Origin of the sequence: uncultured Gilliamella sp. (genome assembly GCA_945271295.1) — a bacterium.
Taxonomy (GTDB): Bacteria; Pseudomonadota; Gammaproteobacteria; order Enterobacterales; family Orbaceae; genus Gilliamella.
On sequence record CALYPG010000004.1, the window covers coordinates 134484 to 148299 of the forward strand.

Annotated in this window: 13 protein-coding genes; 1 reads left to right on the forward strand and 12 read right to left on the reverse strand. The window is 33.2% G+C overall.

Annotated elements, in window-relative coordinates; genetic code table 11:
• Nucleotides 1-129: 129 nt before the first annotated feature.
• From Q0K76_RS04015 to Q0K76_RS04035, 5 genes are all read right to left on the reverse strand, one after another.
• Nucleotides 130-594 carry a hypothetical protein gene (locus Q0K76_RS04015; RefSeq protein ID WP_294611719.1) on the reverse strand — a complete coding sequence of 155 codons (465 nt, stop codon included), beginning with the start codon at nucleotides 592-594 and terminating at the stop codon, nucleotides 130-132.
• Nucleotides 595-1049: 455 nt separating this feature from the next.
• A complete protein-coding gene (locus tag Q0K76_RS04020) occupies nucleotides 1050-1865 on the reverse strand; it encodes a MetQ/NlpA family ABC transporter substrate-binding protein (protein WP_294611722.1) in 816 nt (271 codons plus the stop codon).
• A gap of 25 nt (nucleotides 1866-1890) precedes the next feature.
• Nucleotides 1891-2748 carry a DUF169 domain-containing protein gene (locus tag Q0K76_RS04025; RefSeq protein ID WP_294611725.1) on the reverse strand — a complete coding sequence of 286 codons (858 nt, stop codon included), beginning with the start codon at nucleotides 2746-2748 and terminating at the stop codon, nucleotides 1891-1893.
• A gap of 27 nt (nucleotides 2749-2775) precedes the next feature.
• Nucleotides 2776-3450 (reverse strand): ABC transporter permease subunit, encoded by a 675-nt coding sequence (locus Q0K76_RS04030; protein ID WP_294611728.1) that lies wholly within the window; start codon nucleotides 3448-3450, stop codon nucleotides 2776-2778.
• A complete protein-coding gene (locus Q0K76_RS04035; RefSeq protein ID WP_294611731.1) occupies nucleotides 3440-4438 on the reverse strand; it encodes an ATP-binding cassette domain-containing protein in 999 nt (332 codons plus the stop codon). The genes Q0K76_RS04030 and Q0K76_RS04035 overlap by 11 nt, the downstream gene beginning before the upstream one ends.
• A 531-nt stretch (nucleotides 4439-4969) precedes the next feature.
• Between Q0K76_RS04035 and Q0K76_RS04040 the strand changes: the two genes are divergently transcribed.
• Nucleotides 4970-5623, forward strand: coding sequence for a hypothetical protein (locus tag Q0K76_RS04040; RefSeq protein WP_294611733.1), 654 nt, complete (start codon nucleotides 4970-4972; stop codon nucleotides 5621-5623).
• A 28-nt stretch (nucleotides 5624-5651) separates the two neighbouring features.
• Here the strand turns inward: Q0K76_RS04040 and Q0K76_RS04045 are convergent, their stop codons facing one another.
• The 7 genes from Q0K76_RS04045 to Q0K76_RS04075 form a co-directional block, all read right to left on the reverse strand.
• The gene (locus tag Q0K76_RS04045; RefSeq protein WP_294611736.1) at nucleotides 5652-6494 is read right to left on the reverse strand and encodes a hypothetical protein; all 843 of its coding nucleotides are present in this window, start codon (nucleotides 6492-6494) and stop codon (nucleotides 5652-5654) included.
• Nucleotides 6487-7371 (reverse strand): hypothetical protein, encoded by an 885-nt coding sequence (locus tag Q0K76_RS04050; RefSeq protein WP_294611739.1) that lies wholly within the window; start codon nucleotides 7369-7371, stop codon nucleotides 6487-6489. Before Q0K76_RS04050 ends, Q0K76_RS04045 begins: the two co-directional genes overlap by 8 nt.
• Complete coding sequence (locus Q0K76_RS04055; RefSeq protein WP_294611742.1) at nucleotides 7364-8221, reverse strand: hypothetical protein; 858 nt, start codon at nucleotides 8219-8221, stop codon at nucleotides 7364-7366. The genes Q0K76_RS04050 and Q0K76_RS04055 overlap by 8 nt, the downstream gene beginning before the upstream one ends.
• Nucleotides 8214-9101 (reverse strand): hypothetical protein, encoded by an 888-nt coding sequence (locus Q0K76_RS04060; protein ID WP_294611745.1) that lies wholly within the window; start codon nucleotides 9099-9101, stop codon nucleotides 8214-8216. The genes Q0K76_RS04055 and Q0K76_RS04060 overlap by 8 nt, the downstream gene beginning before the upstream one ends.
• Nucleotides 9094-12474 (reverse strand): T6SS effector BTH_I2691 family protein, encoded by a 3381-nt coding sequence (locus Q0K76_RS04065; RefSeq protein ID WP_294611748.1) that lies wholly within the window; start codon nucleotides 12472-12474, stop codon nucleotides 9094-9096. Before Q0K76_RS04065 ends, Q0K76_RS04060 begins: the two co-directional genes overlap by 8 nt.
• An 8-nt stretch (nucleotides 12475-12482) precedes the next feature.
• The gene (locus Q0K76_RS04070; protein WP_294611752.1) at nucleotides 12483-13442 is read right to left on the reverse strand and encodes a hypothetical protein; all 960 of its coding nucleotides are present in this window, start codon (nucleotides 13440-13442) and stop codon (nucleotides 12483-12485) included.
• A gap of 9 nt (nucleotides 13443-13451) precedes the next feature.
• Nucleotides 13452-13816, reverse strand: a 365-nt coding sequence (locus Q0K76_RS04075; protein ID WP_294611754.1) for a DUF2345 domain-containing protein, incomplete at its 5' end; no start/stop codon positions are given.

Sequence of the window (13816 nt, forward strand, 5' to 3'; positions counted from 1 at the left end):
TTAATGGGTATAAAAATTTATAAATAATAACCGTCAATCAAAATAGATTGCGTATCTAACTGCCCTTCACGATAAGGTATGCATTTTCTGGTAATATTTACAAAAACCTTTATATCATTAGGATAAGTATTAAGTATGATGTAGCGACATAAATTTTTCATATTCATCTTTAAAATCCACTAACCCTATAATTTTATACTTTCTTTCATTGTGTTTATATAACACGACCCACCAATATAGGTTTGAATTATTATTTTTAATTTCATGTAATACTCCATCTTTTTGAGGATAAAAAATAGCAACATCATCTTGTATGGTTGAATACTCTTGATTGATAAATGTTAAATAATTATAGACTAATGAACGGTAATAATTTATATCATCAGCCATGATGTAAAAGTCATCGCCCATTTCTGTTTTTAATTTATTCATTTTTTCTTCATTTGGGCTAACTAAAATAATAGTATCTTCATTTAATATAATTGGTGATATTTTATTTAAAGACGTTTGTTTATCTTGTTGCTGAGGTTGAGCAAAACATATTTGAAACGATAATATTAATAAGTAGGCAAATATAAATAACGCTTTTTTCATAATAATAAAAACTCTCCTATATAGTGATATCTCCAAATAGTACTTATTTACTATTATTACAAGATTTTTTGACAATGATTAGTAGACATTAAACAGTTAATTTCATTAACTTTTTTCAAAAAAATATATTGTTAAGTATTTTACTGGATAGGCTACACCAACTCATACAACTTTTTTAGGGCACAAGGTAAAATTATCACTAAAAGTGGAAATAAACATAAATAAAATAAACGTCAAAATTATTAAAAGCCAGTTAAAATTTTTAAAGGACAAGGATCATATGAAAAATTTTATAAGGATATACCTAATCCTTTTTTTATTATAGACAGTAAATATGCAATTTTTTGAACAAGGTATAGGTAATAGTAATAAATATGATAATGAAACTCTAGATAACCAAGGATATCTATTAATCATTATCATAAGAAATAGTCATCATTATTCGCAAATCAATTCTATTGATAATATTCGAACACACCACCAAATTTTTGTGCGATATTATCGCGAACTGGCTGTTGTAACAATGCTTCTGCTAATAATTTTGCCCATGGTTGTTGTGCATTTTGTTGTTGGACTACAATGCCCATTGGAAAATCTTTAGCATCATTATCACGGATAATATAGTGCTGAAAATCTTTACCGGCATTTTTCATATGAGTAAAAAAGACAATTGCCGCATCAAGATCGTCTAAAGCACGCACAGTTTGGGTTTGATTCATATCAACCAAAATAATATGTTTAGGATTGGCTTTTATATCAATTAAACTAAATTGCCCTTGATGGTCGCTATTAAGCTTGATCAGACCAACTTCGTTTAACATGCGTAAACCACGATCCATATTCATTGCATCATTCATAATTGCAATTTTAGCTCCATCGGGTATTTGATCTAAAGCCGTATATTTATCTGAATAAAGACCAATTCCAGTGGTAAAGGCATAAGGCTGAACCATAGCTAGATTACCGTGATTTTGGGCATTAAAACTATCCATAAACTTAATATGTACACCTAGTGCTGCATCAGCACTGCCATCATTAACTGCTCGAATAACATTGACATTTCCTGACATGATAACCAATTGAGCATCAATTCCATGCTGTTTTAACCAATCAAGACTTGGTTGTAAAATTGCAGCAGAAATTTCGGTAGTTGCGATATTAATTTTTGTGGGTGTACCTGATTCAGTTGCTTTTTCATCTGTAGTCTTATCGCAAGCTACTAACGCAATAGCAAAAGTCACCAGGCAGATAAATTTAATAATCATTTTCATTTTGATATTCCCTTTTCCTCTCCAATTACTGTTTATTTTTGTGATAGCTTATTGTGCCAAAGCTACCCTTATAATAATTACAACTTAATTCAATATGTAATTCATTTTGCAAATCCATGTTTTTAGCCCGTTCTATTATTTTTTTCTTGGTTTGATTATCATCCATTAAATTAATAGTTTGCTTCACACCATCAACAATTTTGTCTAATTGATTAAATGGAATGCCCATAGCTATTTCATCGTCTTGCCATTTAGCTACTTTCCTGGTACCAGCACATAACATGCTAATATTCGGCTGATTCATTTCAAAGGGGTAAGATGTACACTCTTGGCAGATAGCTTGATTACCCACCATCTTAATATTTTTTAGTTGTCCAAAATGGTATGCATATCCTTGTACTAATCGCATAATATTTTGTGAATTAGCTACAACTATCACAATATCAGGTGTGGTACTTTCAAATTGTTGTAAAGGAGCGATTTCTACACCACAAACTTGGTGTTGACAATAGATCATATCTTTGGCAATTTGGCGACTAACTCCATAATCAGCATATAATCCCATTAAAAAGTGACGCCTCCCTGATATTATATCGGATTGATCAATAATATCTTTTGAAGCAGGTAAAATCCCTAATACGCGAGCACCCGACAAACAAGAAATTCGATTAAGTCCGAGTTTGCATGCTTCACCCAATGTTGCATTTTTGACTGCTGCACAATATTGCTGTGCTCCTTTAGGTTCTGGTGTTGCACAATTATTATAATCAGCTTGACTGTATAAAAAACGCACTCCAACTACCATTCTAGTTAAAGAGAGCATTACTTGTAACCAAGTACTGAAATCTTTACTCGTTGTTATATTACTAGCTTCACTTTTCATTAGATCCGTCCCTAGACTAATCTCAATTTATTTAAGCCGATTGTAAATTAAACGACCTATAGTTTGAATTGTCCATACCATTATGCCAATAATAAATACGACAAAATATGTGACAACATCATCGAATCGTTCATAACCAAAGGTTAATGCCACCGCACCAAGCCCACCAGCCCCAACTGCTCCTGCTAGTGTAGTATTTGCTAATGCTTGAATTAAAACAAAAGTCATATTGTTTACCAGTGCTGGTTTTGCTTCAACCAGCATAACTCGAGTCAAAATTTGCCTATTGGTAGCCCCAAATGCTTTAGCTGCCATAATAGTATTTGGATTGACTTCTAACAGTGAGGCTTCGACTAATCTTGTTACTAGTGGAATAGTGATAATGCTCAAAGTTATTGAAGCTGCAAGCCAACCTACACTAGTTTGAACCAATAACTTAGTAAAAGGAGCTAAGGCGACAATCATAATTAAAGCTGGAAATGACCTTGTAATGTCAATACCATAATTGATAATTTTAAAAAGTAGTCGATGAGGCGCTAATCCTTTTGGCCTTGTTATTACCAAAATAACAGCACAAATACCACCCAATAAAAACCCTAAAAATGCAGAGATGATTAACATTTTTAATGTAGCAAACAATGCTGGCCAAATAATAATTGCTAAATAATCAAATAACCGTGTTTGGTTGAGGTCAAAAAACATGAGACGCCTCATTATTGGTAATAGGTGGATTTATATGGCAATATTTAATTTGCTGATCATCGAGAAAATAACAGACGCGTGATAATTCATGCTGTAAAAAACAAATAGAAAAAATCGTTAGTGCATGACCATTACAATGTTCAGTTTTCGCATCAACTATTTGGAAATTAATTTGTAGCTGTTGTGCTAAAACAGATAATAGTTGTCTATCGTTATCGCTATCATTACAAATAATTTTAAGGCCAACGTTACCGTAAGGGGTTATAATTGGATGACTACCAATAAGTTTTTGATAAGCTAGTGGTTCTTGAACCAGTACATCAATCACTGGCGCTGTTAGCACTACTGTTTTATTATCAATAATTGAAACACGATGACAGATCGATTTAATCACTTCAAGTTGGTGCGTTACCATTACAATAGTAATTTGAGTCTGTTGATTAATTGTTTTTAAAAGCGTTAAAATTGATTTTGCGGTTTGAGGATCTAATGCTGAAGTAGCTTCATCACATAAGATAATATCAGGGTTTAAGGCTAACGTTCTGGCAATAGCAACACGTTGTTTTTGTCCACCAGATAGATTTTTAGGAAAAGCATTGGCTTTATCTGGCAATCCTACTAATGTCAAAAGCTCACTAACGCGCTGATGCCTAACTGATCTATCAATAGCCCAACACTGCAAAGGCAACATGATATTGTCATAGGCTGTTTTATTTTCAAGTAATGCAAAATCTTGGAAAACCATCCCAATTTTTTTTCTTAAAGCTCTTAAGGATTGGGAAGATAAAGTATCAACTTTAACATCGTCAACCATTACACTGCCACTGTGATATGGCTCAAGACCATTAATACAGCGTAACAATGTTGATTTACCTGCCCCACTACTTCCAATAATGCCATGAATCTCACCTTTGGCGATATTCAGGTTAATATTTTCAAGTATAGTTTGATCTGAAAAGCTCTTGCATAAATTGACAATTTTTATCAAGAGATCTACCACACTGCTTTTATATTTATTGCTAATATTGTATTTATTTTTATAAAAATTAACACAAATGAAAACAGTAAGCAATAGAATTAAATTCCAGTTAATTATTGATTAAAAAAGGGTTGTGGTATGTGTTTGAGAAAATTAGCTTGATTTATAAATAAGGTGATTTGGGTGACAGTAAAAATATCAAAAATAATAAAAATTGTCATACGTATTTGTATAAAATTAATATATTTCAGTTATTTAACAATAATAATTTTTTTCAAAAAAATAGATCGCTTATTTTTAATAAGTACACAGATATATAGCATTACAGATAAAAAAGCATAAACAAATTACTTTATTGTGCGCAAGGAAAAGGAGTCTCTGTTCAATTATTTATTTCTCTTTTAGTTTAATGATAGCAATTTCTTCAATTAAATTGTACTATTTTAACAGAGGTTAAAATGTACATATATAAGTTAAATTTTTTCTTCATTGACATACTTTACTAGGAATAAATTAGAAAAATAAAGGATTAGTTTAACTATGAGAAGGCTTGCTTTAAATACTATTTTAACGTCTAAAATCAACATTTTTATTTTTTCAATTTTTTATCTATTAATTGTTACTAATCAGTCTGCTGCACTAGATAATTCCTCTATTATTTCTTCAGAAAAAAAACAAAATATACCAGTTTATACTAATGATAAAGAAATTGGTTATTTATATGAACAGGTAAATGATATTTCGCTTTTAGAGGAAAATAAACCTTTTTTCATTTTAGAGAAATTCAATGTATTTTCTAAAAGTGTCATCATAAAATCAGATATTACAATAACGGGAACAAGAAATAATAACAAACCTTCTTATTTTTTTAACCGTATTTATGATGTGGCTTTAGAAAACCACAATGATTATGCAATTATTTCTGTTCGCAATACCATTGGTGTCAGCTATTATCAAATTTACATTAGAGAAAATAAGAAAAATCAATTAGAAATTTTTAAAGAAAAGGCTGAGGATAGTGTTTTGGTCAAGGTTAAAATCAATGACGATGATTTCGACTCACAACCGGCTGATTTAATTTGCCTGCGTCAAACCACCAAAGTAATTAATGATATTATTTATGTACCTGATTCACTTAATTTAAACATAAAAAATAAAAAAGTGTGTCAAACAAAAATAAGGCAACAACAATGATTATCAATTTACTTCGAAGCAGTAACCTTTAGTCATTGGATTGCTCTTGATTTGGCGTTTCTTGTGGTTCGGTGATCTGTGGCATAAAGCCTCGTTCATCAATCACTGTTACCCAATCAGGTAAGGTTGGAGTTCGACAGTAGTAATTAGCATTGGGATCGAGTTCTTTAATTTGTTCAAATTCTGGAGTTTGTGGATCATCAAAGAGTTTAGGATCACCTAAAATATTTAGTCTTTTAAAATGTTTATCTTCTGTTAAGATATCATGCAGCCAAGGTCTAGGATAGCCTAAGGTGGCAAAAATTCGGTTACTAATAAAAGTATAACGACCTCCCGTCAAAAAGAAAAAGAGAATTGTCAAACAAATAAACATGATAAAACAACCGACAATATAATCTTGATACTGTTGCCTAAAAGTATCATTACCAATTGTGATTATTAATAATACTAACAATATAAATAAACTAAAAAACCCTATAATAATTGACCAGCTTTTGAGTAATGGCAGAGTTGTTATACCTAATGCATGTGGAAAATATAAAGCATGATATTTGGGAATACGAACGGCATAGAATTGATATTGATCATTGTCAATTGGTTTAACGATCATTTCAACATCGTCACCGTTTTTAAAGTCAACATGGGATAATTTGCCTTTCACTTTTTTTCTGCCCACATAACATTGGTAACTTTTACCTTCTAGCGAGATATTACCATCAATTAATGCCCCAAGTAATTCACCAACCACACCTACAATCATCAATCCAATAATAGCCAGCAGACCAATATCATCTGAACGTAACTCTTTAGGCTCATCCATCACTTGTAAGTGACTGACCGTGCCTTTTAGTAAATTGTAACCTTTAGTCATTGGATTGCTCTTGATTTGGCGTTTCTTGTGGTTCGGTGATCTGTGGCATAAAGCCTCGTTCATCAATCACTGTTACCCAATCTGGTAAAGTTGGAGTTCGACAGTAGTAACTGGCATTGGGATCATATTTAACAACTTTTTCAAATTCACGGGATTGAGGATCATCAATGAGTTCAGGATCACCAGAACGATTTAGCTTTCTAAAACGTCGATTTTCATCACTACAATTGTATGACCAAGGATTAGGATACCCTAATGTAGTAAATATCCGATTACTGATAAAGGTATAGCAACCACCTAATAATAAAAATAATAAAACTAAAAAAATTAAGAACATTAAGATATTTGTTAAGGTGAAAATAATCCATGAAGAAATGTCTACTTCTGTCTTAATAAACATCATAATTGTTAAAACTACATAAATAAATAAAGACAATATGCCAACTCCTATTGAAAGATATTTTAGCATCAATAAAGTAGTCATTCCGACTGAACGTGGAAAATATAAAGCATGATATTGGGGTATGCGGACAGCATAAACTAGATATTCGGGCATCCCGACAGAATAAGGTTGATATTCGTTAAATTTAATTGGTTTAACTAACATTTCAACATAGTCACCATTTTTAAAGTTAACGTGTAATAATTTACCTTGCACTTTTTTTCTGCCCACATAACACTGATAACTTTTACCTTCTAGCGTGATACTGCCTGCGGTTAATGCGCCAATTAAAGCGCCAATTACTTCAAATGCACCTACAATCATCAATCCAATAATAGCCAGCAGACCAATATCATCTGAACGTAACTCTTTAGGCTCATCCATCACTTGTAAGTGACTGACCGTGCCTTTTAGTAAATTGTAACCTTTAGTCATTGGATTGCTCTTGATTTGGCGTTTCTTGTGGTTCGGTGATCTGTGGCATAAAGCCTCGTTCATCAATCACTGTTACCCAAGCTGGTAAGGTTGGAGTTCGACAGTAGTAACTGGCATTGGGATCACGGATTTTAATCCGCTCAAATTCTGGAGTTTGAGGATCATCAAATAGCTCGGGGTCGCCAGAACGATTGAGTTTTTTAAATCGTTCGTGTTCATCTAACCAATTATGAAGCCAAGGTTTTGGGTAACCTAAAGTAGCAAAAATTCGATTACTAATAAACGTATAGGAACCACCGATTATAAAAAATAATAAAAATAAGAAAATAAAAAAAACAAATATAGCTACCATAGCAAGAAGAAGAATAAAATTAGGTAAATCTTCATCTATCTCTATACACATTATAATTGTTACAACAACAAAAACAAACAAGCAAAACACGCCAACACCTATTGAAAGATATTTTAGCATTCCTAATGTCGTTACACCGACTGAACGAGGAAAATATAAAGCATGATATTGGGGCATACGAACCGCATAGGATAGATATTGACCGTTATCAATGGGTTTAACTAACATTTCAACATAGTCACCATTTTTAAAGTTAACGTGTAATAATTTACCTTGCACTTTTTTTCTGCCCACATAACACTGATAACTTTTACCTTCTAGCGTGATACTGCCTGCGGTTAATGCGCCAATTAAAGCGCCAATTACTTCAAATGCACCTACAATCATCAATCCAATAATAGCCAGCAGACCAATATCATCTGAACGTAACTCTTTAGGCTCATCCATCACTTGTAAGTGACTGACCGTGCCTTTTAGTAAATTGTAACCTTTAGTCATTGGATTGCTCTTGATTTGGCGTTTCTTGTGGTTCGGTGATCTGTGGCATAAAGCCTCGTTCATCAATCACTGTTACCCAAGCTGGTAAGGTTGGAGTTCGACAGTAGTAACTGGCATTGGGATCACGGATTTTAATCCGCTCAAATTCTGGAGTTTGAGGATCATCAAATAGCTCGGGGTCGCCAGAACGATTGAGTTTTTTAAATCGTTCGTGTTCATCTAACCAATTATGAAGCCAAGGTTTTGGGTAACCTAAAGTAGCAAAAATTCGATTACTAATAAACGTATAGGAACCACCGATTATAAAAAATAATAAAAATAAGAAAATAAAAAAAACAAATATAGCTACCATAGCAAGAAGAAGAATAAAATTAGGTAAATCTTCATCTATCTCTATACACATTATAATTGTTACAACAACAAAAACAAACAAGCAAAACACGCCAACACCTATTGAAAGATATTTTAGCATTCCTAATGTCGTTACACCGACTGAACGAGGAAAATATAAAGCATGATATTGGGGTATGCGGACAGCATAAACTAGATATTCGGGCATCCCGACAGAATAAGGTTGATATTCGTTAAATTTAATTGGTTTAACTAACATTTCAACATAGTCACCATTTTTAAAGTTAACGTGTAATAATTTACCTTGCACTTTTTTTCTGCCCACATAACACTGATAACTTTTACCTTCTAGCGTGATACTGCCTGCGGTTAATGCGCCAATTAAAGCGCCAATTACTTCAAATGCACCTACAATCATCAATCCAATAATAGCCAGCAGACCAATATCATCTGAGCGTAACTCTTTAGGGTCATCCATCACTTGTAAGTGACTGACTGTGCCTTTTAGTAAGTGGTAACCTTTAGTCATGTAAAAATCCTCTATCATCCATATCTTGTTCAATTAATGCCAATGCTTCGTCAATATTAATGGTATACGTGATATTATTTGCTTGTGCTTTATTATCCTTTATACCAAACATATCTTTCAAAACGTCTTTTTCAAACGCACTGGCTTGTTGTTCAGGGGTTTTATAAATATGACTTTTATTATGTGGCATCAAATATTTATCGGTTCGTAGAGCACACCGTTTAAGCCAGGTTTCAAGATTATCATCTGATAGCTTGTCAATAGCAAAATCGATCACCATAATAATCAAACCTACCAAACCTGCAATTCGCCATAAAACTAACCGTGTTGCCGCAATGGATGCCACTTTTTTGACCCCCACCTTTGCGCCTAAATATTTGAAAAAATTTTTCATGGTGGTGGTGGTTAAAAATCTTCTACACCAAATAAAGTGAAATGAAGAACCTATAAGGATACTACTAACCCCCAGAGTACCCAACAGAAAAATTCTTATGAGTAATAAAGATATTATGGAAGTACTATGACGTTTTTCCCCGCTTTTACGTATTTCAGCTACATCATTAAAAATCAACCAAAAAGATGCTATCCCACCTAACACCCCTGATAAAGCCTTACCCAGACTAAACACCACATTTCTCATGCCTTTGGTTGCTGCCGTAATCATTGCCATTAATTCCACACAAGCCGCAGCTAAAGCAAAACCAGCGGAGATTTTTAAAGTTGAATAATAGTCATTTTCATCTAAATTTGGGTGAGTTTTACTGAGACTAGTAAAATTATAGAGTTCAAGTATAGCAACCACCGCTGCCATACGCATAGATTTGAGGGTGGTTGATAGGGTGTTAGATATACCTGGTTCAGCATCGCTCGCTTTTAAGATAAAATGTAAAAATTTATTGGCTTTATTTTGTGACAAAGTGCGGTTAAATAAAATATTAAGACGCTTATCAAGGTTAGCTACAGCATCATTTAACAGTGTTCTCGCTTTATTGATTGCCATTCTTTTTCTTAACTCCCAGCGCTGGTGATAAAGCGGCACTTTAGCCGTTCCTAAGTTAGGACCTTGATCTAAAGTCACTAGTGCTGTGAGCATTTGATATTCCAAATGTAAATAAGTAACGGCTGTCGATTTTAATACACCCGCGGTGGTTAAGGATAACACTTTATACATCGCTGTACTAACCGAATATAATGCGTTTGCAAGTAGGTTAAACACCGGTTGTAATAATTGCGTTGCTTTAGTCGTAAACGTTTCACCCAAGGTAAAACCTCTAATTTTTATTGTTAAACCTATAAATTTAATTTTAATGTTTGATCTTATGTAGTTATTAGGATCATTGCGTTCTAAATCAGCAAGGGTCATAATGACATCTTGTAATTTTTTAAACATTAATGCAATTTTAGCATAGGGTAGTTCATCTAATTTTGATACCAACTTTTCAACTGATTTTTCGACAAGCGTTTTGTTATCGTCCGACTCGGCTTTGCTAACCACCTGGTCAATCATGCTAAGTAAGTCATCATTATGATAAGCAAACATACGCCACAACATACCATTGACGTTGTCATTATTAGGTTTAGCATAATCTAAATTGGTCATGGAGTCTAAAAATGTTTTGCCATCCTCACATAATTCAAGCCCCTGAGTGACTTTATTAATCGTCAAAGCAAACAAAATACCTTCAATATTAATTTTTCTTAAATCTTCTAAATCTTCAGTGGTTATTTCACCTAACTTAAGCGATTCTTGTAGTGTTGTTTCATAATTTTCCATCAACTCTTTGATTTTTTGATTATCTACATCATCAAAACTATATAATTGATTGCCATCAATGTCGTTGTAAACAGTCGAGTAAAAATTACTGTCATGTATCCACGTAATGAGCTGTTTGACACGGTTTTGGTACTTTTCGTCAACCAGTTTTATCAATTCGTTATGTTTGTCTTCAAATGGTTGGGTATTAACTAATTCTTCATATTTTTGCAAAAATTTTTTAATATCTTTTTCACGTTGCGCTTTTAAAGCAGATTCTTGGTTGTAAAAATCATTGACATCTTTTTTATATTCTTGCACTAACTCGTTTTGAAGTCGTTTAATTACGGCTGCATCACCAGGCATAATTTTATTTTTTTTTTCTTTTAGTACATAATTTTCATAAACTGACAGGTCAAAGATTTCGTCACCGACTTTACTATATAATCTAAAATCATTGAATTGTTCGTAATAATCATATCCGCCAGGTTTACTGTATAATTGTTCACGTATTAAAGTGTTTAATCCACGACTGGTACAATACATTGGTTTGTCAGGATGGTGCTCTATTTTACCGGATACCATTATTTTCTTGACATAAGGATTATTATGGTTTGGGAAAGAATAATCCTGATAATATTCTTTTAGTACGGCAAGAGATTTGGCTTGTTCAATATAGCTTAAGGCGTCGTATTCTAATCTGCGTTCGTTTTGATATTGTAAAACACGGGCATAAGGTTCGTTATAATAACCATTTAATTCGGTGGCAATACCAACTGGATCTTCAATAGCAAAAATCATCGGCTTTTTGCTTGGACTATAGCGCTCCATCGAATGTGCTAAGTGTTCGCTTGATTCGGGTTTGAAAACACTCCATGGTTCACATGTGCTATTTTTGTCTAATAGTTTTTTATTAAATTGGTATTGCTTATCACGCCCTTCACTGAAAGGTTCATCAAATACTGCCCATGTTTGTGCGTTTTGATTGTCTTTACTGAATATTATTTGTCTATTTTCATCATAAGGTAGTAAGGCTTTGTTCATTTTCGGGTCAAAATCTAATATGCTTTGAATGTTGTTATGGTTGGCTATCGTTGCACTTTCAGCATTACCTTGCCATTCGGCGATATTAATAACTTGCATCCGTTTATGTGGATTTTGTTCATATTTTTTTAATGTTTTTTCAGACCATTTGAGTTCACTAAATGCTATGTATACGACTTGTAGATTTTCAGGATTAGCAATAGTAATAAAAGCATTATGGCTGTCATTGGATTTTACTTGTGGGCAATGACATTGCTCTTGTTGCTCTGAATCTGTTATTGGTTTAGCGGCAGCATTTGAAAATTGCTTAATTAAATGTCCTTTACTATCAATACTGTATATTTGCCATTTAGATCCTAGCTTATCTGGTATATAACAATATAAAAACCCCTCACGCATAACTCTTACATGATATTGGTAATCATCAGCTAATGGTAAATTGGTAACTCTTGATAAATTAGCCCATGATGGTATTGAACTTTTAAGATATTTTGGTATAACAGTATATCGAACTGGTAAAATAGCAATGCCTTCATTCTGGCATCCACATTCAGGGGTATTGTTTGTTTCCGTCATATTTTTTCCTAATTTACTTCTTCTAAGGTTTCACAATTGTGTTGGCTTAAAAACTGTAATTTATTTACCACTGGGTAATATTCTTGGCCCAGTAATAAATGTTGAATTTGTTCTATAATTCTAGGTTTAATATCAAAATCCGGTCCCCATCTCAACGCAAATTGCGCCCACTCAAGTTGCAAATCTTGATCATAAATATTTTTTTCCATTAAACGTTGTAAACATGGCATTATTGTTCGGAGTGATTGAATTTCATCAATATAAAGTGTGGGTTGTTTTAGTTTTTGTGAATTGATAATTTGATTATTAATGCCAATACAGTCTATTTTTTGATATTGTTCATGATTTATTCCAAGCTGTCCGGTTAGTACTGGTTCAAACTCCCCTTCATTGCGATGAATGTTAAGTATTCCTTCTCGACTTAACATTGCCCATATATCTATTTGACTTAATAGCTTGTTTTGCTGTTTTATGTTTAATAAGCTGAACAACTGCAAAAAAACTGCGGGATCATAGTAACGTAATAGTATTTTCTTTTGAGCGCGAGTTTGTAATACTAATGTCGATATAGCATTAACGATGTATTGTGTATCGTTATTTGTAAATAGCCAAGCGCAGTATTGCTGGCCATTACCGGCAATAATAGACTCGGGTCGCAATTGTTTTAATGCCTGATCAATCATATAACTCAATACCGACTGTTCATATTTATCATGTAGATCTAGTTCTATAACCCACGGACGATTAATAGCTAATACGGATGGATGCATAATTAACACTTGATGTAAACGATGATGATTTTTGTAATATTCCATAAAAGGTTCGTTAATCGGGTTTAAAAATGGATCGAGTATTGCCAAACAACGCTGCTGATAAGACTGGGATAGAGTAATTAGTTGCTCGCTAATCGTTAACGCGTTTGCCGATAATTTAGTCAAATCAATTGCCGTTTGTCCACACTTTAACATATTATTTCCTTATTCTAGTGAGATACAAGCTCGTTGTTCTTGGACTTGTTGGCTCTGTTTTCTTTGGCAATTTATTTCTCCCGGTATATTGGTTGTATAGGATAAATTCGCCGGCCCCATTTTTTGCAAGGCATTACATTTTAAGTAGATATTACTTGGCGTACCTAGCTCTATACCACTACTGTTGATTTTGATATAAGAGCCGCCACAAATTAAAATGATTTCTTTTGTTGCCGATAAATCCGTTTTACCCGACACACTATCTACCTTAATATCTTGTTTAGCCGCCATAGCAAGGTTATCAGTTTGGGCTTGAACCTCTATATCTCCTTGATTGGCAAATAGCTTTATCCCGGCTTTTTGAGCAAACAGAC

Coding starts and splice junctions, on each gene's coding strand:
- Q0K76_RS04030 (WP_294611728.1), bottom strand. CDS start 3,450: ATGTTTTTTGACCTCAACCAAACACGGTTATTTGATTATTTAGCAATT.
- Q0K76_RS04065 (WP_294611748.1), bottom strand. CDS start 12,474: ATGACGGAAACAAACAATACCCCTGAATGTGGATGCCAGAATGAAGGC.
- Q0K76_RS04040 (WP_294611733.1), top strand. CDS start 4,970: ATGAGAAGGCTTGCTTTAAATACTATTTTAACGTCTAAAATCAACATT.
- Q0K76_RS04070 (WP_294611752.1), bottom strand. CDS start 13,442: ATGTTAAAGTGTGGACAAACGGCAATTGATTTGACTAAATTATCGGCA.
- Q0K76_RS04060 (WP_294611745.1), bottom strand. CDS start 9,101: ATGACTAAAGGTTACCACTTACTAAAAGGCACAGTCAGTCACTTACAA.
- Q0K76_RS04025 (WP_294611725.1), bottom strand. CDS start 2,748: ATGAAAAGTGAAGCTAGTAATATAACAACGAGTAAAGATTTCAGTACT.
- Q0K76_RS04055 (WP_294611742.1), bottom strand. CDS start 8,221: ATGACTAAAGGTTACAATTTACTAAAAGGCACGGTCAGTCACTTACAA.
- Q0K76_RS04050 (WP_294611739.1), bottom strand. CDS start 7,371: ATGACTAAAGGTTACAATTTACTAAAAGGCACGGTCAGTCACTTACAA.
- Q0K76_RS04045 (WP_294611736.1), bottom strand. CDS start 6,494: ATGACTAAAGGTTACAATTTACTAAAAGGCACGGTCAGTCACTTACAA.
- Q0K76_RS04015 (WP_294611719.1), bottom strand. CDS start 594: ATGAAAAAAGCGTTATTTATATTTGCCTACTTATTAATATTATCGTTT.
- Q0K76_RS04020 (WP_294611722.1), bottom strand. CDS start 1,865: ATGAAAATGATTATTAAATTTATCTGCCTGGTGACTTTTGCTATTGCG.